At 69.2% G+C, this 20,067-nt stretch carries 18 protein-coding genes; 3 read left to right on the top strand and 15 right to left on the bottom strand.

The window, feature by feature from the left end:
- Window positions 1-137: 137 nt before the first annotated feature.
- The 9 genes from araA to ITJ66_RS15535 all read right to left on the bottom strand — a co-directional run bounded on the left by araA (window position 138) and on the right by ITJ66_RS15535 (window position 11,779).
- Window positions 138-1,655, bottom strand: a complete 1,518-nt coding sequence (gene araA, locus ITJ66_RS15575; RefSeq protein ID WP_056014267.1) for an L-arabinose isomerase — start codon at window positions 1,653-1,655, stop codon at window positions 138-140.
- Between the two features lie 133 nt (window positions 1,656-1,788).
- Window positions 1,789-2,496: an L-ribulose-5-phosphate 4-epimerase gene (locus ITJ66_RS15570; protein WP_071258853.1), complete on the bottom strand. Its 708-nt coding sequence runs from the start codon at window positions 2,494-2,496 to the stop codon at window positions 1,789-1,791.
- Window positions 2,493-4,190: a ribulokinase gene (araB, locus tag ITJ66_RS15565; RefSeq protein WP_370581971.1), complete on the bottom strand. Its 1,698-nt coding sequence runs from the start codon at window positions 4,188-4,190 to the stop codon at window positions 2,493-2,495. The genes ITJ66_RS15570 and araB overlap by 4 nt, the downstream gene beginning before the upstream one ends.
- Window positions 4,191-4,423: 233 nt before the next feature.
- Window positions 4,424-6,160, bottom strand: coding sequence for a hypothetical protein (locus tag ITJ66_RS15560; RefSeq protein WP_194645182.1), 1,737 nt, complete (start codon window positions 6,158-6,160; stop codon window positions 4,424-4,426).
- A 41-nt stretch (window positions 6,161-6,201) separates the two neighbouring features.
- The gene (gene mmsB, locus ITJ66_RS15555) at window positions 6,202-7,455 is read right to left on the bottom strand and encodes a multiple monosaccharide ABC transporter permease (RefSeq protein ID WP_085512640.1); all 1,254 of its coding nucleotides are present in this window, start codon (window positions 7,453-7,455) and stop codon (window positions 6,202-6,204) included.
- A 32-nt stretch (window positions 7,456-7,487) separates the two neighbouring features.
- The gene (mmsA, locus tag ITJ66_RS15550; RefSeq protein ID WP_064295024.1) at window positions 7,488-8,996 is read right to left on the bottom strand and encodes a multiple monosaccharide ABC transporter ATP-binding protein; all 1,509 of its coding nucleotides are present in this window, start codon (window positions 8,994-8,996) and stop codon (window positions 7,488-7,490) included.
- Window positions 8,997-9,133: 137 nt separating this feature from the next.
- Window positions 9,134-10,246 carry a multiple monosaccharide ABC transporter substrate-binding protein gene (chvE, locus tag ITJ66_RS15545; RefSeq protein ID WP_079706775.1) on the bottom strand — a complete coding sequence of 371 codons (1,113 nt, stop codon included), beginning with the start codon at window positions 10,244-10,246 and terminating at the stop codon, window positions 9,134-9,136.
- Between the two features lie 107 nt (window positions 10,247-10,353).
- Window positions 10,354-10,494, bottom strand: coding sequence for a hypothetical protein (locus ITJ66_RS15540; protein ID WP_158596666.1), 141 nt, complete (start codon window positions 10,492-10,494; stop codon window positions 10,354-10,356).
- Window positions 10,495-10,759: 265 nt separating this feature from the next.
- Entirely contained in the window at window positions 10,760-11,779 is a 1,020-nt protein-coding gene (locus ITJ66_RS15535; protein WP_194645181.1) for a serine hydrolase, read from the bottom strand.
- Between the two features lie 134 nt (window positions 11,780-11,913).
- Between ITJ66_RS15535 and ITJ66_RS15530 the strand changes: the two genes are divergently transcribed.
- Window positions 11,914-12,933 (top strand): LacI family DNA-binding transcriptional regulator, encoded by a 1,020-nt coding sequence (locus ITJ66_RS15530; protein ID WP_064294998.1) that lies wholly within the window; start codon window positions 11,914-11,916, stop codon window positions 12,931-12,933.
- Window positions 12,934-13,163: 230 nt separating this feature from the next.
- On the opposite strand, the gene ITJ66_RS15525 is transcribed toward ITJ66_RS15530, so the two are convergent.
- Window positions 13,164-14,360, bottom strand: a complete 1,197-nt coding sequence (locus tag ITJ66_RS15525; RefSeq protein WP_370582679.1) for an ROK family protein — start codon at window positions 14,358-14,360, stop codon at window positions 13,164-13,166.
- 90 nt (window positions 14,361-14,450) lie between these two features.
- Between ITJ66_RS15525 and ITJ66_RS15520 the strand changes: the two genes are divergently transcribed.
- Window positions 14,451-14,888, top strand: a complete 438-nt coding sequence (locus ITJ66_RS15520; protein ID WP_191941726.1) for a GNAT family N-acetyltransferase — start codon at window positions 14,451-14,453, stop codon at window positions 14,886-14,888.
- A 134-nt stretch (window positions 14,889-15,022) separates the two neighbouring features.
- Here the strand turns inward: ITJ66_RS15520 and ITJ66_RS15515 are convergent, their stop codons facing one another.
- Window positions 15,023-15,634 (bottom strand): hypothetical protein, encoded by a 612-nt coding sequence (locus tag ITJ66_RS15515; protein WP_064295001.1) that lies wholly within the window; start codon window positions 15,632-15,634, stop codon window positions 15,023-15,025.
- Window positions 15,635-15,766: 132 nt separating this feature from the next.
- Between ITJ66_RS15515 and ITJ66_RS15510 the strand changes: the two genes are divergently transcribed.
- Window positions 15,767-16,270 (top strand): metallophosphoesterase, encoded by a 504-nt coding sequence (locus ITJ66_RS15510; RefSeq protein WP_194645180.1) that lies wholly within the window; start codon window positions 15,767-15,769, stop codon window positions 16,268-16,270.
- Window positions 16,271-16,302: 32 nt separating this feature from the next.
- On the opposite strand, the gene ITJ66_RS15505 is transcribed toward ITJ66_RS15510, so the two are convergent.
- Genes ITJ66_RS15505 through ITJ66_RS15490 form a run of 4 tightly spaced genes read right to left on the bottom strand, consistent with a single transcriptional unit; the run spans window position 16,303 to window position 20,066 of the window.
- Entirely contained in the window at window positions 16,303-17,457 is a 1,155-nt protein-coding gene (locus ITJ66_RS15505) for a Gfo/Idh/MocA family protein (RefSeq protein WP_370582678.1), read from the bottom strand.
- Window positions 17,442-18,137 (bottom strand): ThuA domain-containing protein, encoded by a 696-nt coding sequence (locus tag ITJ66_RS15500; RefSeq protein ID WP_064295003.1) that lies wholly within the window; start codon window positions 18,135-18,137, stop codon window positions 17,442-17,444. Before ITJ66_RS15500 ends, ITJ66_RS15505 begins: the two co-directional genes overlap by 16 nt.
- A gap of 49 nt (window positions 18,138-18,186) precedes the next feature.
- Complete coding sequence (locus tag ITJ66_RS15495; RefSeq protein ID WP_194645179.1) at window positions 18,187-19,140, bottom strand: carbohydrate ABC transporter permease; 954 nt, start codon at window positions 19,138-19,140, stop codon at window positions 18,187-18,189.
- The gene (locus ITJ66_RS15490; protein ID WP_071258845.1) at window positions 19,140-20,066 is read right to left on the bottom strand and encodes a carbohydrate ABC transporter permease; all 927 of its coding nucleotides are present in this window, start codon (window positions 20,064-20,066) and stop codon (window positions 19,140-19,142) included. Before ITJ66_RS15490 ends, ITJ66_RS15495 begins: the two co-directional genes overlap by 1 nt.
- Between the last annotated feature and the right edge of the window lies 1 nt (window position 20,067).

The following is a 20,067-nucleotide window of genomic DNA, read 5'->3' as shown; positions in this document are numbered from 1 at the left end:
TCGTTCAGCGCGCCACCCCCGGCGCGTCGCCCCAGGCTAGCAAGCGCCGACGTCGCACAGCACGATCGACGACACCACGACGCAAGACGGCCTCCCGCTGGTGGGCAGGAGGCCGTCTCGGTCGGATCGTCCCGGGGCTAGAACCCCTGGGCGAGGCGGTAGTACGCGTTGTTCCAGCGCACCTCGCGCTGGAAGTCGCGCGTGGTGGTCGACTCGTCGATCACGAGGAGCTCGGTCTTGGCGATCTCCGCGAAGTCGGCGAACACCTCGACCCCGACGGCGGTCGACATGACGGTGTGGTGCGCGGCACCGGCGGTCAGCCAGGCAGCGGCCGAGGTCGCGAAGTCCGGAGCCGGCTTCCATACGGCGCGCCCGACGGGCAGCTTCGGCAGGGCCTCGATGGGCTGGACGACCTCGACGACGTTCGCCGTCAGCCGGAAGCGGTCGCGCATGTCGCTCATCGCGACGACCACGGCGGGGCCGGAGTCGGCCGTGAAGACGAGGCGCACCGGGTCCTCCTTGCCGCCGATGCCGAGCGGGTGCACCTCGAGGGTGGCACGAGCCGAGGAGAGCGTCGGGCTGACCTCGAGCATGTGCGCACCGAGGATGAGCTCGTTGCCGGGCTCCATGTGGTACGTGTAGTCCTCCATGAGCGAGGCGCCGCCGGGGAGGCCGGCACCCATGACGGACGCGGCGCGCACGAGGACGGCGGTCTTCCAGTCGCCCTCCGCACCGAAGCCGTAGCCGTCGGCCATGAGGCGCTGGACGGCGAGGCCCGGCAGCTGACGCAGCTCGCCGAGGTCCTCGAAGCTCGTCGTGAACGCGGCGAAGTCACCGGCCTCGAGGAAGGAGCGCAGGCCCAGCTCGATCGCGGCGCCGTAGCGGAGCGACTCGTGCCGCTCGCCACCCTTCCGCAGCTCGGGGACGACGTCGTACAGCTCCTCGTACTCGGCGACGAGGGCGTCGATGTCAGCGTCCGTCGACGCGTGCACGGCCTCGGCCAGCTCGTTGACGCTCCACGTGTTGACCTGCACACCGAAGCGCAGCTCGGCCTCGGTCTTGTCGCCCTCGGTGACGGCGACATAACGCATGTTGTCGCCGAAGCGCGCGAGCTTGAGCTCGTGCGTGGCCGCCCAACCGGCGGCGGCGCGCTGCCAGGTGCCGACCTCACGCTGGACGCGCGGGTCGGAGACGTGGCCGACGACCGTCTTGCGGGCGACGCCCAGACGCGTCTGGATGTACCCGAACTCGCGGTCGCCGTGCGCGGCCTGGTTGAGGTTCATGAAGTCGAAGTCGATCTCCGACCACGGCAGCTCGACGTTCGCCTGCGTGTGGAGGTGAAGCAGCGGCTTCTGCAGCGCGTCGAGGCCGGCGATCCACATCTTGGCCGGGCTGAAGGTGTGCATCCAGGTGACGAGACCGATGACGCTGTCGTCGGCGTTCGCGTCGAGCATGGCGCGACGGATCGACTCGGAGTCCTTGAGGACGGGCTTCCACTCGATCCGCACGGGGACGTCGGCGGCGGCGCCGAGCTCGGCGGCGATGGCCTGGGACTGCTCGGCGACCTGACGGAGGGTCTCCTCGCCGTAGAGGTTCTGGCTGCCGGTGAGGAACCAGACGGTGTAGTGGTCGAGCGTGGTGGTGGGCTTCGGCATTGGTGGGTTCTTTCTTGAGGTCGTTTCGATCCCTGAGCCTGTCGAAGGGCGGGACCGTGGTGGGGTGGCCCTTCGACAAGCTCAGGGACCGGGAGGGTGTCAGGGACCGGGATCGGACCGGAGGTCGTTCTGGCTAGAGCGCGCCCTGCGGCGCCTGGCCGTAGACGTTCTGGTAGCGGTCGAACAGGGCGTCGATCGCCTCGGTCGGCATGGGCTTCGGCTCGCCGAGCTGACGCGAGATGTGCACGGTGCGGGCGACGTCCTCGACCATGACCGCGGCCTTCACGGCGTCGCGGGCGTCCTTCCCGATCGTGAACGGACCGTGGTTCTGCATGAGCACCGCGCGCGACCGGTGACCGGTGAGCGTCTCGACGATGCCGCGTCCGATCGAGTCGTCGCCGATGATCGAGAACGGACCGATCGGGACCTCCCCGCCGAACTCGTCGGCCATCGCCGTGATGACGCACGGGATGGGCTCGGCGCGTGCCGCCCAGGCCACCGCGTAGGTGGAGTGGGTGTGCACGACGCCGCCGACCTCGGGCATATGCCGGTAGACGTATGCGTGTGCCGCGGTGTCGCTCGACGGCGACCGCTCAGCACCGGGCGTGCCCGGGATGACGTTGCCGTCGAGGTCGCAGAGGATCATGTTCTCGGGCGCGAGGTCGTCGTAGTCGACGCCGGAGGGCTTGATGACGAAGAGGTCGGCTCCCGGCACCCGCCCGGAGACGTTGCCGCCGGTCCAGATGACGAGCCCGTACCGGACGAGCTCCCCGTGCAGCTTGGCGACGTCGGACCGGACGCGCGCGATCGCGACCTCGATCTCGGGCGAGTAGGTGTTCACGCGGTTGCTCCTTCGAGGGCGGTGGTCTCGGTGTCGGTCGGCAGGCTGTCGACGCCGCCACCGAGGGCGGCTCGGCGGATGCGCTTCAGGCGCTTCATGACGTCGTTGGCGCCACGACCGAAGTAGTCGTGGAGCGTCGCGTACTCCGCGTAGAGCAGGTCGTACGCGTCGGCCGCTGCCTCGTTCGGCGTGTAGACGGCGCGGTTCACCTTGCCCATCGCGGCGCTGGCGGCCGGGACGTCCGGGTAGGCCCCCGCGGCGACGGCGGCGTGGATGGCCGAGCCGAGTGCGGGGCCCTGGTCGCTCGCCGTGATGGAGATCGGCAGGCGCAGGATGTCGGAGTACGTCTGCATGAGGAAGGGGTTCCGCTGCAGACCGCCGGCGACGATGAACTCGGTGACGGGGACGCCCGAGGCGTTGAACGTCTCGACGATCTTCCGGGTGCCGAACGCGGTCGCCTCGAACAATGCGCGGTAGACCTCCTCGGTGCGGGTCGTGAGCGTCAGGCCGAGGACGGTGCCGGAGAGCTCGTGGTCGACGAGGACCGAGCGGTTGCCCGAGTGCCAGTCGAGGGCGACGAGCCCGTGCGCGCCGACGGGCTGGTCCTGGATGAGCGAGGTGAGGTACTCGTGGATGCTGACACCACGCGCCGCAGCCTCTTCGGTGTACCGGGCGGGGACCTGGTTCGCGACGTACCAGGCGAAGATGTCGCCGACGCCCGACTGCCCGGCCTCGTAGCCGTAGAGGCCGGCGATGATGCCGCCGTCGACGACGCCGCACATGCCGGGGACCTCGCGGAGGACGTCGCCGTTCATGACGTGGCAGGTGGAGGTGCCCATGATCGCGACCATCTGGCCGGGCGAGACGGCCTGCGCCGCGGGTGCTGCGACGTGCGCGTCGACGTTCCCGACCGCGACCGCGATGCCCTCGCGGAGACCGGTCCACCCAGCGGCTTCGGCCGACAGGGTGCCGGCGGCGGCGCCCAGTTCTCCGATCTCGTGTGCGACCTTGTCGTCGGCGAAGCGCTCGAAGGCGGGGTTGAGCGCGGCGAGGAACTCGTGGCTCGGGTAGGCGCCGTCCTGGTAGATGCCCTTGTAGCCGGCGGTGCAGGCGTTGCGGACGTAGGTGCCGGTCAGCTGCCAGATGATCCAGTCGGCCGCCTCGACCCAGTGGTCCATGCGCTCGTACAGTTCGGGGTCCTCCTCGAGGAGCTGGAGGCCCTTGGCGAACTCCCACTCGCTCGAGATGAGGCCGCCGTAGCGCGGCAGCCAGGACTCGCCCCGCTCGGCGGCGAGCTCGTTGATGCGGTCTGCCTGCGGCTGCGCGGAGTGGTGCTTCCACAGCTTCACGTAGGCGTGCGGGCGGTCGGCGTACTCGGGCAGCTCGTTGAGCGGTGTCCCGTCGGCGATGACGGGGACCATCGTGCAGGCGGTGAAGTCGGTGCCGATGCCGATGACGGCGGCGGGGTCGATCCCGGCGGCCTCGACGGCGCGCGGCACAGCGGACTGCATGACGGCGACGTAGTCGGCCGGCACCTGCAGCGCCCAGTCGGGCGGCAGCGCGGCGCCGGTCGAGGCGAGCTCACGGTCCATGACGGCGTGCGGGTAGTCGAGCACCGCCGACCCGAGTTCGGCACCGTCGGACACTCGCACGACGACGGCTCGGCCGGACAGCGTGCCGAAGTCGACGCCGATCGTATAGGTCTCGGCGTGCGTGGCTGTCGCCTGCTCGGGGGCGCTGGCGGCCGGGTTCTGCTCGGTGTTCACCGGTGGGACTCCTTCGTCGATCTGGTGCTCGGTTGATTCGCGATGCTGTGGTGCAAGCGGGTGGGGGCGGCTGCTCGGCCGGGTGGATCAGGGCTGGGCCGCGCTCCAGTGTACAACGTTGTATATTGCCGTGGCCATGGACAGGACGATGCGATCGCGACTCATGCGAAACCGCCCATCGCCTCGATGACGGCGCGTGCGTCGAGCGGCTCGGAATCCGGCGCGTCAGCAGCGCCGACGGTCCCCACGATCCGGCCCGCGCGGACGGCGACGACCCGGTCGCAGACGGCCGCGAGCGCCGCCGGGTCCTCGCTCGAGACGACGACCGCCCGGCCGGACGCCGCGAGCGAACGGATCAGTGCGCACCGCTCAGCCCGCCGACGTCCGTCCTCGGAGCCGGGGGCGCCCGCCCGACCGAACGGTTCGGCGAGCAGCACGGCGCGCGCCCCCGTGTCCGCGATGATCCGGAGCGACTCGGTGAACTGGTCGGCGTCCGGCCCGCGGTGCACGCCGGGGAGTGCGGCGACCAGGCCGCTCGGCACGGTGGTCGCCCGGTAGTCGCGGCGCGGGTCGGCCACACCGAGCCTGACCATCCTCGTGAGGGCGTCCGGGGAGACGCTCGACGGCACCCCGCCGAGGAAGGAGAGGTCGAAGCGGATCGGGTGCTCCGTCGTGTACAGCACCCCCGCGGCGCGCGCCAGGTCCGTCGTCGAGACGTCGACCACCGCACCGTCGAGCGCTACCGAACCACGGGTCCGTGCGCCGTACGACCGACCGAAGACGCTCAGCAGCACCTCCCCCGCACCGGAGTCCGGCGGACCGAACAGCCCGAGCACCTCCCCCGGCGCACAGGCGAAGGACAGGTCGTCGACGACGATCCGTTCAGGGTCCGCCGGGTGGCTCGCGGTCCAGTGTTCGACGGTGAGGCCGGCAGCCGTCACCGATGACGCGACCACCGCGGCACCGTCCGACGTCGATGATCCGCCGGCAACCGGATGGAACGCGTCGACGCCGCCCAGCCCGGCGGCCAAGGCTTCGAGCACCTCGCGTTCACCCTCGTCGGGAGTCAGCCGGATCGAGGGCGACGGGGCACCGCCGACGGCGAGCACAGTCGCCGTCGATGCGACCCGCGCGAGCCCGGTGACGGCCCCGGTCGCGAGCAGGATGCCGGGTGCAGGGGCAGCGGTTCGAGGAGCTCGGGCCACCTCGACCATCGCCTGCCGCCAGCGCTCGACCTCGTCCGTTCGAAGTGCGGGGCCACTGTCGTCGATCACGATGAGTGACGCCTCCGCGGCGACCGCCCTGGCCAGCTCCACGAGCCGACGCTCCACGACGGACAGGGCACCGGCGGAGTCCGCGGGTGACCGGTCGAGCCCGACGATACTCAGGGCGCGGTGGATCCGCGCGGCATCGCTCTGCCCCACGGACGTCCCGTCGGCGGACGGTCCTCGGAGGAGGCGCATGACCGTCTCCCGCAGTCCCGCCGCACGCTCGGACCCGAGCAGCACGTTCTCACCGATGGTCTGCGACCAGCTGATGGCCTGCCCGGCCGTCACGACGGCCACCCCGGAGGCACTCGACGTAGCCCGGGACGACAACCGCGCCGGCCTGCCGGCGACGAGCACCGTCTCAGAACCGGACGCCCTGGCCGCGCCGCGCGGGGCGGGAGACGTCCCGGACAACCGCGCGATCAGGTGCCGGAGCGTGGAGACCGGTCCGAGCACGGCGTGCACCGTACCGACGGACACCTCGAGCAGCGGCCGACCGTCCCGCAGGATCGCGAGCGCCGCTGGCGGGGCCGATGAGGACTCGCGCTCAGCGGTCTCCTCGCCACCACGCACGGAGGCGAGGGCACCGGCCAGGTCGCCGGTGCTCTCGCCTCCGTGGTGGATGTCCATGCGTCGGATCGATCCGGGTTCCGCTGTCGCGGACCTCGGGATCAGCGTCCGCCGCTGCGGCGCTTGTTGTAGACGTCGAACGCGACGGCCAGCAGCAGCACGAGGCCCTTGACGGCCTGCTGCCACTCGATGCCGAGGCCGATGATCGACATGCCGTTGTTCAGCACACCGATGATGAGACCACCGATGATCGCGCCGCCGATGGTACCGACGCCACCCTGCACCGCGGCTCCACCGATGAAGGCGGCGGAGATCGCCTCGAGCTCGAAGCCGTCACCGGCCTTCGGACCGGCGAGGTTCAGGCGGGCCGTGAAGATGAGGCCGGCGAGCGCCGCGAGGAAGCCCATGTTGACGAACAGGAAGAAGTCGACCTTGCGGGTCTTGATACCGGACAGCTCCGCGGCGTGACGGTTGCCACCGATCGCGTAGATGTGGCGGCCGAAGACCGAGCGGTTCATGACGATGCCGTAGACGAGCACGAGGACGGCCAGCACGATGAGCGTGACCGGGATGCCCTTGTACGCGGCGAGGGCGTACACGAAGAAGCCGATGCCCGCGATGATGAGGACGAGCTTGGCGACGAACCACGGGAACGGCTCGGTGTCCTGGCCGTACTTCTGACGGCCGAGGCGCGTGCGGACCTGCTGCACGACGAGGCCGACGACGGCGATGACGCCGATACCGAGCGTCAGCGGGTCGATCGGGAAGTCACCGAACACGTCGTTCAGGAAGCCGTTGCCGAGCGCGCGGTACTCCGCCGGGAAGGAACCGATGTTGGCGTTGCCGAGGACCACGAGTGCGAGGCCGCGGAAGATGAGCATGCCGGCCAGTGTCACGATGAACGCCGGGATCCCGACGTAGGCGATCCAGAAGCCCTGCCAGACACCGACGAGCGCGCCGATGGCGAGCGACAGGATGATCGCGATCCACCACGGCATCTGCATCTGCACGGCGAACACACCGGAGACCGCACCGACGAAGGCCGCGACGGAACCGACCGACAGGTCGATGTGGCCGGCGATGATGACCATCACCATGCCGATCGCGAGGACGAGGATGTACCCGTTCTGCACGATCAGGTTGGAGATGTTCTGCGGCCGCAGCAGGATGCCGTCGGTGATGACGGCGAAGAACACGACGACGAGCAGAAGGGCGATGAAGATGCCGTTCTTGCCGAGGTCGCTGAGGATGTGGGTCAGCCAGCTCGTGAAGCGGTTGGTGGCCGGGTTGACGAGGCCGCCGGCGGCGGTGCCGTCGCCTGCCGGGACGGTGGGTTTGGTGTCCAGATCGGACATTGCGGTTCTCCTTCGATCCGTCCGCGCCCGCGTCAGCGGGGCTTCTCCATGGTCATGAGTTTGAGGAGCGCTTCGGGGTTCGCTTCCTCGATCGGCAGTTCGCCGGTGATGCGGCCCTCGCTGAGGGCGTAGATGCGGTCGCAGATGCCGATGAGCTCGGGGAGCTCGGAGGAGATGACGATGACGCCCTTCCCCTCGGCGGCGAGGCGGTTGATGATCGTGTAGATCTCGTACTTCGCACCGACGTCGATGCCGCGGGTGGGCTCATCGAGGATGAGGACGTCGGGGTCGGAGTAGATCCACTTCGACAGGACGACCTTCTGCTGGTTGCCGCCCGAGAGCTTCCCGGTCTTCGCGAGCACGTTCGGAGCCTTGATGTTCATGCTCTTCCGGTACTCCTCGGCGACCTTGTACTCCTCGTTGTCGTTGACGAGTCCGCCGCGTTCGAGCTTCTTCAGCGAGGCCATCGAGATGTTCCGCTTGATGTCCTCGATGAGGTTGAGGCCGTAGTACTTGCGGTCCTCGGTCGCGTACGCGAGGCCGTTGTCGATCGCCTCCGACACCGTCCGGGTGCGGATCTCGGTGCCGTTCTTGAAGACCTTGCCGCTGATCCGGCTACCGTACGACTGACCGAACAGGCTCATCGCGAACTCGGTGCGTCCGGCGCCCATGAGGCCGGCGATGCCGACGATCTCACCGGCGCGGACGTTGAGGTTGACGGCGTCCACCATCACGCGGGTCGGGTCCTGCGGGTGGTGGGCGGTCCAGTCCTCGACGCGCAGGATCTCCTCGCCGATGTTCGGCGTGTGGTCCGGGTAGCGGTGCTCGAGGTCGCGGCCGACCATGTCCTTGATGATGCGCTCTTCGGTGACGTCGTTCTTCACGATCGTCTCGATGGTCTTGCCGTCGCGGATGACCGTGACGGTGTCGGCGACCTTCTTGATCTCGTTGAGCTTGTGGCTGATGATGATCGACGTGATGCCCTGCTCCTTGAGGTGCAGGATCAGGTCGAGCAGGTGGTCGGAGTCCTCGTCGTTCAGCGCGGCGGTCGGCTCGTCGAGGATGAGGAGCTTCACGCGCTTCGAGAGGGCCTTCGCGATCTCGACGAGCTGCTGCTTGCCGACGCCGATCTCGAGGATCTTGGTCGTCGGGTTCTCCCGCAGGCCGACCCGGGCGAGCAGTGCTGCCGCCTCCTGGTTGGTGCGGTTCCAGTCGATGAGGCCGAGCGGCCCCTTCAGCTCGTTGTTGAGGAAGATGTTCTCCGCGATGGAGAGGTAGGGGCTGAGGGCCAGCTCCTGGTGGATGATGACGATGCCCTTGGACTCCGAGTCGCGGATGTCCTTGAACTCCATCGTCTCGCCCTCGAAGACGATGTCGCCCTCGTAGGTGCCGAACGGGTAGACGCCGGACAACACCTTCATGAGCGTCGACTTGCCGGCGCCGTTCTCACCGCAGATGGCGTGCACGGTACCGCGCTGCACATCGAGCGTGACGTTCGAGAGGGCCTTGACGCCGGGGAAGGTCTTGATGATGTTGCGCATCTCGAGGATGCTCGTGGTCTCGCCTGACACCGTGTCTCCTTACAGGTGATCGTCGTTGAACCGGGCCCTCCGACAGGCTCAGGGATCGGAAGTGATTCCGTTCCCTGAGCCTGTCGAAAGGGGTGTTGCAGGACTGACTAGCCCTTGATCTCGTCTTCGGTCCAGTAACCGGAGTCCACGAGGACCTCCTGGATGTTGTCCTTGACGACGATCTGCGACTCGAGGAGGAAGGACGGGACGACCTTCTTGCCGTTGTCGTAGTCCTCGGTGTTGTTGACCTCGGGCTTCTCACCGTTCAGCACGGCGACGGCCATCTTGACGGCTTCGCTCGCCAGCTGGCGGGTGTCCTTGAAGATGGTCGCGTACTGCTCGCCGGACTCGATGGCCTTGACCGAGTCGAGCTCGGCGTCCTGGCCGGAGATGACGGGCCAGCCGTCGCCCACCGAGTAGCCGGCGTCGGTCAGCGCCGAGATGATGCCTCGCGAGATGCCGTCGTAGGGCGACAGGACCGCGTTGACCTTGCTGCCGTCGGAGTAGGTCGACGTGAGGATGTTCTCCATACGCTTCTGCGCGGTCTCACCGTCCCAACGGAGCGTTGCAGCCTGCTCGAAGGAGGTCTGGCCGCTGGCGACCTTGAGGGTGCCCGCGTCGATGAACGGCTTCAGGGTGTCCTGAGCGCCGTCCCAGAAGAACGTGGCGTTGTTGTCGTCGGGCGAGCCGGCGAACATCTCGATGTTGAACGGACCGGCGGGTGCGCCCTCGGTGGGCTTGCCCTCGAGGTCGACGAGGCCGAGGCCGTTGAGGACCGAGTTGGCCTGCTGCACGCCGACCTTGTAGTTGTCGAACGACGCGTAGTAGTCGACGTTCTCGCTGTCGCGGATCAGGCGGTCGTAGGCGATGACGGGGATGTCGCCGTCCTTGGCCTCCTGCAGCACGCTCGTGAGCGTGGTGCCGTCGATCGAGGCGATGATCAGGACGGAGGCGCCCTTGGTGATCATGTTCTCGATCTGCGAGACCTGGGTGGGGATGTCGTCCTCGGCGTACTGCAGGTCGACCTTGAAGCCCTCCTTCTCCAGCTGCTCCTTGACGGCGTTGCCGTCCTGGATCCAGCGCTCGGAGCTCTTGGTGGGCATCGCGACGCCGACGAGCTTGCCGTCGCCTTCGCCGCCGCCCGATCCGCCGCTTGCGCCGCCGGAGCAGCCGGCGAGCGACACGACCATCGTGCCTGCGGCCAGCGTGGCGAGGAGCATTCTCTTCTTCACTGTGTGGTTCCTTCCCTAGGGAGTTGCTTGGACGTCATTGTCATGCGCAGGTCTGTCGGCTTCGATGTGTCCAGCTCATCGAGGCCGCTCGTCGGCTACGTGGCGTTCGCGGGTGCGGGTGCGGACGCCTCGTCGTGATGCCGGCGAGGGTGCAGGGAGAGGTGGCCGGCGGAGAGCCGGGCCGAGAGGGAGCTGTGGTCGGATCGATCGGTGCCGTGGATCGGGAGGCGGCTCATCGCCGACCTGCTCGCTCCATTGCGCTTCGTTCCCACGTCGACTTCCTCGTCACTCCGAATGTGACCGTTCACATTGTGTGTCACACGATAGCCCCAGACCTCCACCTGATGTCAAGTCGGGATGGGTCTCATTTTCATAACCGGTGACTGTCGGGGCATGGTCGCGCTCTCAGTGGGCCCGCGCGGGCACGTGCCGGGGGCGCGAATACGCCTCGATCGGCGTGCCCGGAACCCGGGGAGGTGCCCGGGCGATCCCTGTGGACGCCTAGAGTTCGGCGTCGATCGCGCGGATGACGTCCCACGCGCCGTCCTCGGAGTTCGACAGCACGACGACGTCGATGGCTTCGGCAGCGGTCGGGCCGAAGTACGTGCGGACGATGCCGCTCGCGCCGGGGTTGACACCGTCGAGGTACATCGATCGCACCTGGCCGTCCTCGTCGACGTCGAACTCGAAGCCGAAGCCGTAGGAGATCTCCTCGTCGACCTCGATCTGCGGGGAGGTGAACTCCTCGGTCAGCTCGGCGGTGAGGATCTTCGCGTCGCGGGCGGCGCGCAGGAAGGTGATGAGGTCGCCCGCGGTGGACTGCGCACCGGCGTCCGGACCGCCGAGCGGTGGGAAGGCGTCGGCGTTCGAGTGCCAGACGCCGTCGTCGTCGACGTCGCCGCCCTCGGCCAGGCCGGGCTCGCCCGTCCGGCGGTCGACGAAGCCCGAGTGGTCCATGCCGAGGAGCGCGAAGACCTGCTGCTCGATGAGCTGGCGGTAGGGCAGCCCCGTCACGCCCTCGAGCGCGAGCCCGAGCAGCACGTAGCCCGCGTTGACGTAGTTCGCCTCTTCGCCGGGGGCCGCGAGCGGCTCCTTGTCGGCGAAGAGCGGCAGAAGGTCGGCGGTCTCGCGGATCGACGAGGCCGGGCGCTCGGCCCAGAGGTCGTCGTAGCTCTCGCCGGCGGTCTCGTCGGCGTCGTCGGCGATGCCCGAGGTGTGGGTGAGCAGGTGGAGCAGCTGGACGTCGCGGCGGATGGTGGTGCCGTCGAGGTCGACGTACTCGTGGATCGACTCGTCGAGGTCGATGTGTCCGGCGTCGACCTGCTGGAGCACGGCGGCGGCGGTGAAGAGCTTCGTGATGGACGCCGTGTCGAAGCGGGTTTCGAGCGTGATGGGCTCGTCGCGCTCCCGCGAGGCGAGGCCTCGGGCGGCCTCGAAGAGCGTCTCGTCACCGCGCTTGACGAGCACGACGCCCGAGAAGTCGGTGGCTTCGATGACGCGGGCGACGCTTTCGGTATCCATCCCCCAACGGTACCGTCGCGGACCCCTCTGTGGCTCCACGCGCCCTGGGGGACCCGATCCGCCGGGGGCCTGAGGCGTGTGCATAATGGGTGCAGCACGAAATGTGACCGTGCACATCGAGGTCCGAGGAATCCGTGAGCGACGACGCCGAACGGGGGCGAGCCCCCAATATCCGTGATGTCGCGCGCCTGGCCGGGGTCTCCCACCAGACGGTCTCGCGAGTGCTCAACAACCACCCGAGCATCCGCGACTCCACCCGCGACCGGGTCCTCGCCGTCATGGACGAGGTCAACTACCGTCCGAACCGGGCGGCCAGGGCATTGGTGACGAGTCGGTCGCGGACCATCGGCGTGCTTGCGAGCCAGCGGTCGCAGTACGGTCCGGCGAGCATGATCCAGGCCATCGAGAACGCGAGCAAGGACGCGGGCTACCTCGTCAGCACGGCGAACCTGCCCGACGTCTCCGACGCGTCGATCGTCGCCGCCGTCGAGCATCTGCTCGCGCAGTCGGTCGACGGCATCGTGGTCATCGCGCCGCAGGTCCGGGTGTTCCGGGCGATCGAGGAGCTGCAGGTGCGGGTGCCGTTCATCGCGGTGCAGTCCGGCGGCGACCTCGACGACCACTCGATCGGCGTCGACCAGGTCGCCGGTGGACGCTTGGCGACGCGGCACCTCATCGAGCTCGGGCATCGGAACATCTACCATCTCGCCGGACCGCAGGACTGGATCGAGGCGGAGGCGCGCATGCACGGGTTCCTCGCCGAGATGAGCGCGCAGGATGTGCCGACGACCGCCCCGATCCTCGGTGACTGGACTGCCGACTTCGGGTATCGCGCCGGGATCGAACTCATGCGGGTGCGCGACTTCACGGCGATCTTCTCGTCGAACGACCAGATGGCGCTCGGCCTCATCCATGCGATCCGCGACGAGGGGTACGACGTGCCCCGGGACGTGTCGATCGTGGGGTTTGACGACATCCCGGAGGCACCGCACTTCTGGCCACCGCTCACGACCGTGCGGCAGGACTTCGACGAGCTGGGGCGTCGCTGTGTCGCGCGGTTGCTCGGCAACCTCGAGGTCGACGCCGTCGGCTACCGCGGAACGATCGAGCCGGAGCTCATCGTACGGAAGTCGACGGGTCGCCCGGCCTTCTGACCCCTGGTGGTCTTGTGTGGTGTGTGGTGGTGGCGCCAGCGCGGTGCGCTGACACGAGCGCGGGTCACACGCGTGAGCGCGCCCCTCCGGAGACCCGCGCCCGAGTCCACGCCCCGCGCCCACGCCGATTCGGGCGAGCTCGCGTCAGCGCACCGCGCCGACGCCGGGTGAGTACGTCTCGCGTCAGCGCACCGCGCTGACCACCAGGCCGACAGCACTCACGGCGACGATCACCAGGCGGCGGGGTCCGCGACGAGTCGATCGAAGGCGAGTTCCGCGGCACCGATGAGCAGGAGGTCCTGGCCGAGTTCCGCGCGCACGATCGAAACGTCCTCGAACGGCGGGACGAGCGCCCGCTCACGGACCGCGTCGTGCAGCTCCTCCGACGCCAGTTCGAGCACGATCCCGAGATGCCCACCGAGGACGACGAGTTCGGGGTCGAGGATGTTCACCGTCCCGGCGAGCGCCCGTCCGAGCGTCCTGGCCTGCCGCACGACCTCCTCCCGCATCGCCCCCGCCGGATCGGCCGCGATGCCCTCGGCGAGCGCCGCTTCGAGGACCGCGTCGTCCCCGGCGGCGAGGCCGGCGACATGGAGCAGCTCACTGCGTCGGACGGCGTCTTCGAGTGCGTTGCCGGCGGCCGTCGCCGAGGTGTGACCGAACTCCCCCGCGTACCCGCGCGCACCACCGACGGGTCGGCCACCGGCGATGATGCCACCACCGATACCGCTCGCGCCACCGTTCAGGTAGACGAGGTCGTCGATGCCGCGTCCAGCCCCGAAGGTCCGCTCCGCCCGAGCGCCGAGACTCGCGTCGTTGGCCGCGAACACCGCACGACCGGTCGCGGCACGCAGCCGTTCGACGAGTGGCTCGTCGACCCACCCGAGGTGCGGTGCGAGCCGGACGACCCCGTCGGCGTCCCGGACGAGACCGGGGATCGCGAGGCCGATCCCACCGCCACCGCGCGCCTCGTCGGGCAGGCGGCCGGCGAGTTCCGCGACCAGCTCCGCGATGATCGCCGTCGCCTCGGCCGCCGTCGGTGTCGTGTCGACCTCGCGACGCACGCGCTCGAGGACCTCGCCGCCGAGTCGCACGGCCGCCACCGTGATCGCGTCGAGTTCCGGGTTCGCCGCGAAGGCGACGGCTCGTGGGCCGGCCGAGACGAGTGGCGACGGCCGGCCGACTCCCTGCCCGCCCACCGGGACCGACTCCGTGACGATGCCGGTCGAGGCGAGTTCCGTGACGAGCGCGGCGACCGTGGACCGGTTGAGCCCGGTCGCCTTCGTGAGCGCCGACCGCGACTGCACCCCGCCCTGGTGCACGAGCTCGACGATCCGCCCGAGGTTGCGACGGCGCACCGAGTCGAGTCCGCTCCCCATGCCGGATCCGCCCGCCGGACCCGCCCCGACCGCTGTCGACTCGCTCACACGCACACCCTCTGCTCGATCCCTCCAGTGTTCCCTATCCAGGCACGCGGCGGTTCACCCGCCTCCGGCCGTGGATGGTTGACTGGACGGATGCCCGCCGCCTGGACACTCCGCCCCGCCACCATCGACGACTCGACCTGGATGGCCGAGCTGCGCGCCGTCGTCATGCGGCCCGACCTCGAGCGCCTCGGTCGCTACGACGAGACCCGCGTGCGCCGTCGCTTCCTCGACGGATATCGCCCGGAGCACACCTCGGTGATCGAGGTCGAGGGCATCACGGCCGGGCTGGTCGCCCTCCGTCCGGAACCCGACGAGCGGTGGCTCGAGCACTTCTACCTCGCACCCGAACACCAGGGCGCGGGCCTCGGCACCGCGGTGCTCGCGCGGCTCCTGGCCGACGACGGCGACCCGCGCCCGTTCCGTCTCAACGTGCTGCAGGGCAGCCCGGCCCGCCGCCTCTACGAGCGCCACGGCTTCACGCTCGAACGCGAGGACGAGGTCGACGTCTGGATGGTCCGCCGGGGCTGAACACCCAATGGTGCGGCAGCAGGAGGTCGGCTCGGCAGCAGGACGTCCGGCTGAGGAGCGTCCTGCCACCGCGCGGATCTCCTGCCGCGACGCCGACACGGGCTACATGGTGAGCTGCGCGACCCCGGAGCAGCTCACGCGGGCTGGCGGACCGTGGTGACGATGTCGACGAGGTGCGGGTCGGCCGGCGCGGAGCCGAAGCCGAAGCGCACGGGCGGGTCGAGTCTGGCGAGGGTGCCGAGGTCCGCACCGGACCAGCTCGCGGTGGCGGCGGTGATGCGGCGAGCGCCGGTCACGCCGTAGTACTCGCGTCGACCGTTGCCGGCGGAGCCCGCCGTCCGGGCGCCGGGTTGGAGCACGCGGGCGAGGGGGTCGATGGTCTGCAGCCAGACAGGGTTCACGGCCACCGGCTTGGGGACGACCCGCAGCGCCCGGCCGAGCGGAGAGCTCCCACCGATCCGGAGGGTCGTGTCGAGCGGACCGCCCACGAAGCGGAGCCCCGTCGGCAGACGCGTCCAGCCGACGGTGCCGATCTCGACGTCGTCGAAGGTGTACGTGGAGGAGATGAAGTCGGCGATCTCCTGCGTCGGCGCGAGCAGCAGGCGTTTGCCGCGGGAGTCCTCGATCATCGCGTCGGCGAAGGAGCCGAACGGGGAGGTGGACCAGAGCCCGAGGACGATGCGGACGCCGCCCGTGGTGCCGTAGCCGGCGATCCTCCCGGAGAAACGAAGGTCGGTTGCGGGCATGGGATCACCCTAGTCGCCCCTCCTGCGGGAGTGTCCGTGAACGGCGGTCCGCGGCCCGGTCGCCGAGCAGGTCGACGGGCGCGGGAGCACCACCCGGTTGACGGCGTCGGCGCGATCCGCTTCCGTGGGAACATGCCGACCTCGCTGCTCCTCCTCGCCGACACCCACCTGCCGAAGCGGGCGAAGGTTCTGCCGGACGCGGTCTGGGCTGCCGTCGACGCAGCGGACGTCGTCGTCCACGCGGGTGACTGGGTCGACGAGGCGACCCTCGACGCCCTCGAGGCCCGGGCCGCCCGCCTGGTCGGTGTCTTCGGCAACAACGACGGCCCCGGACTCCGCGCGCGTCTCCCCGAGGTCGCGCGTTTCGAGGTCGACGGGCTGCGGTTCGCCGTCGTCCATGAGACGGGGGCGGCGACCGGTCGCGAGCGACGGGCCGACGAGGCCTTCCCCGACACCGACGTCCTCGTCTTCGGACACAGCCACATCCCGTGGGACTCGGTCTCGCCAGCTGGTCTGCGCCTGCTCAACCCTGGCTCGCCGACAGACCGCCGTCGTCAACCGGAGTGCACGATGATGACCGCGCGGGTCACCGACGGCACCCTCACCGACGTCCTCCTCATCCCGGTCGCCCGCTAACCCTCCCCCTGCCCGCGAACTGTCACTCGGCGCTAGTCCGAGCGGCTGGAACTGTGCCGGAGTGACAGTTCGCGGGCCACGGGTGCCGGACGGTCGACGGTGCTCGTCAGTTCCACGACGCGGTGCTCACGACCGGCGACGATGATCGCCTCCATGATCTCCAACACGTGGAACGCGAGGTCGCCCGAGGCCCGATGCGGTCGGTCCTGCTCGATCGCCTCGGCCAGGTCCGACAGGCCCACCCCGCGCCCGGCGTCGACGAAGCCTGCGCTGTCGGGGACGGCACGCCAGGTGCGGTCGTCGGCCGTCGCGATCTCCACCGGGTCCGAGAACCGGTTCGGGTCGGGCACGGCGACCGTCCCGCCCGTACCGTAGACCTCGAAGAGCGGCACGCGGCTCGCCCACACCTCGAACGAGACCGTCACGGTCGAGACCACCCCGTTCGCGTGCTCGAGGATCGCGGTGACGTGCGTGTCGACCTCCTCGTGCACCGGGATCGGCGTCCCGGCCAGCGCGCCCGTCGCCACAGAGCGCTCGCGATCCGACCGCGCGACCGCCCCCGACACCCGCACGACGGGACCGAAGAACGACACGAGGCTCGTCAGGTAGTACGGTCCCATGTCGAGGAGCGGCCCGCCACCCGGCTGGTAGTAGAACGCGGGAGCCGGGTGCCACAGTTCGTGGCCCGGAGCGCTCCAGGCGACCGCCGCGGCGATCGGCCGACCGATGGCACCGCTGTCGAGCACGGCGAGCGCCGTCTGGACGCCCGACCCGAGGACGGTGTCCGGTGCGCTGCCGACGCGGAGGCCCTTCGCCGCGGCGAGCTCGAGCACCGGTCGCGCCTCGGCGGTCGACAGGGCGAGCGGCTTCTCCCCGTAGACGTGCTTGCCGGCCTGGAGGGCTCGGAGCGCGACCTCGGCGTGCGCGGCCGGGATGGTGAGGTTCAGGACGACGTCGACCTCGGGGTCGGCGAGCAGCTCGTCGACGCTCGACGACCGCACGCCCTGTTCGGCGGCGACCTCCGCGGCGCGGGCGAGGTCGAGGTCCGCGACGACGACGAGCTCGAGGTTCGGCAGCTTCGGGAACTCGGCGAAGTACTGCTTCGAGATGTTGCCGACGCCGATGACGCCGACCCGGAGGACGGATCCCCCGGCGGTCTCGGACACTCCGTTCAGCGAGCTGCCCACAGCAGGCCCCTTTCGATGATGGTGCGGACGTTCGGGTCTTCGACGATCTCGATGCGGTGGCCGGGAGCGGACACGAAGATCCTGCCCTTCCCCCACTGCCGCGTCCAGATGGCGGGCGCCGTGACGGGACGGTTCCACGCGTCCCAGGGCCGCACCTCCTGCGTCGTCGTCGCGAGGACGTCGTTGTACTCGTCGCTCAGCACCCAGTACTGCTCGGTGACGAGGTCGAAGTCCTCGATCCCCTCCGTGATGGGGTGCGTCCGGCCGTACTCGGTGATGTGGACGGTGTAGGGGATGTAGTTGTCGGACTGCTCCCCCGTCCGCTCGGCCGGGTCCTTGCCGGCGTGGTGCGCGAACTGGCCACCGATCATGTGGAGGTAGTCGGCGTTGTTGCGGTACGAGTCCGCGATCCCGCCGTGCCAACCGGCCATGCCCGTCCCGTTCAGGACGGCGCGTTGCAAGCCGGCGAACTCCTCCGGCTCGATGGTGTTCATCGTGTTGATCTGCACGATGAGGTCGACCGTGTCGAGGTAGTCGGTGTCCGTGTAGACGGTGGTCCCGTCCTCGACGCGGACGGTGAACCCGTTCGCCTCCAGGAAGGGGATGAAGGCCGCGGTCGTCTCGACGGGCATGTGCCCGTCCCAGCCGCCTCGCACCACGAGCGCCTGCTTGTCAGTCATGTGTTCCTCTCAGGGGATGGTTCGGTCATTGGTCGGCTCGCGATCAGCACTACTTGCTGAAGCCGGCGGTCATGCCACTGATCAACTGGCGTCGGCCGAACAGGTACAGGATGAAGATCGGCAGGGTCGACAACACCACGGCGGCGAGCACCGCCGGCACGTTCACGCTGAACGAGCCCTGGAACGTCCACAGCGACAACGGCAGCACCCGGTTGCTCGGCGACTGCGTGAGCACGAGTGGGAACAGGAATCCGTTCCAGACGTTGAGCGCGTTGTACAGCGCGACGGTGACGATCGCCGGCCGGGCGAGCGGGAGTACGAGGGAGACGAGGGTCCGCCAGCTCGACGCCCCGTCCACGGTCATCGACTCGAACAGCTCCTTGGGGATGTCGCGGATGAAGTTCGACAGGATGAGCACGGTGACGGGCACCGCGAAGCCGATCGACGGCAGGATCAGCGCCAGGAGGGTGTCGTAGAGTCCCGCCTTGCTGAGCATGTAGAACAGCGGGATGATCGTCGCCTGCAGCGGGATCGCGAGGCCGAGCAGGAAGAACGAGAACGCTCCCCGCGTGAACCGGGAGTTCGTGCGCACGATCGCGTACGACGCCATGAGGCAGACGAACACGGTGACGGCGACGCTCGCGATGGTGATGATGACGCTGTTGCCGAGGTAGAGGAAGAAGTCGCTCTGCAGGACGAGGGCGTAGCCATCGAGGGTCGGGTCGGTGGGCGGGATGAGCTGGTTGCTCGAGAAGAACCCGGCCTGCGGGCGCACGCTCGTGATGACGATGTAGTAGATCGGCAGCACGATGATGAGCAGCCAGATCCAGGCGCCGATACCGCCGATGATGTTCGGCTTGCGGCGGGCACCGCGGGGGCGCCTGCCTCGCGTCTCGTGCTCGCCCGGGCGTCCACGCTTGGACCCGGCGGTCGAGACGCTGACCGTGTCGAGGCTCCCGGTCGGCAGCGCGCCGGGCTTCGTGAGTGGGTTCGTCGCTGACATCAGAGGCCCTCCTGCTGACTGTCCATCTTGGCGAAGCCGCTCAGCTTGGTGAGCAGCAGGGCGATGGCGAGACCGATGACGGCCAGGATGATCGCCATGACGCTCGCCTGCCCGAACTGGCTCGCGGAGAAGCCCGTCACGTACATGAGGATCGGGAGGATGCGGGTGCCGGCGCTCGGAACGCCGCCGGTGAGCACGAAGATCACGTCGAAGTAGGTGAGCGAACCGATGATCATGAGCGTGGACGACGTCACGAGCGTGTACCGCAGCTGCGGGAGCGTGATGTGGAAGAACTGCTTGACCGTCCCAGCACCGTCGATCTCGGCCGCCTCGTAGAGGGACGCCGGGATCTGCCGCACGCCACCCTGGAACAGGAGCGTGTGGAAGGGCACGAACTGCCACGCGATGATGAAGATCACGACGAAGAGCACGAGCTGCTGGTTGCCGAGCCAGTCCTGCTTGAGGAACGGGATGCCGAGCGACGCCGACAGGCCGAAGTTCGGGTCGAGGATCGCCTTGAACGCGATGGCGGTCGCCGCCGACGACAGCAGGAGCGGCAGGAAGAAGATCGCGCCGAGCACGGCCCGGTTGCGCTGCTTGCCGGCGGTCCAGGTCCCGAGCAGCAGGCTGATCGGGGTCTGGACGATCCAGGAGATCACGATGACCTTGAGGGTCAGGACGAGGGCGTCGATCGCGACCGGGTCGACGAGGACGGAAGCCCAGTTGTCGAGGCCGACCCACGCGGGGTCGGTGATCGCGTCCCAGCGGGTGAAGCTCAGGTACAGGGCGACGATGAGCGGGATGATCGCGAAGACGAGGAAGAAGCCCAGCGCCGGCGCGACCATCCAGCCACTGGGGCCGGTGCGGCGGCGCATCGCTGCCGCACCGGCCCCTCGGGCCCCGTTCAATGGACGGGTGACGGTCATC

Origin of the sequence: Plantibacter sp. VKM Ac-2885, from assembly GCF_015351205.1 — a bacterium.
Lineage (GTDB): Bacteria > Actinomycetota > Actinomycetes > Actinomycetales > Microbacteriaceae > Plantibacter > Plantibacter auratus.
Note: the sequence above shows the minus strand (reverse complement) of the source record. Positions and strands in the feature narration are given on the sequence as shown.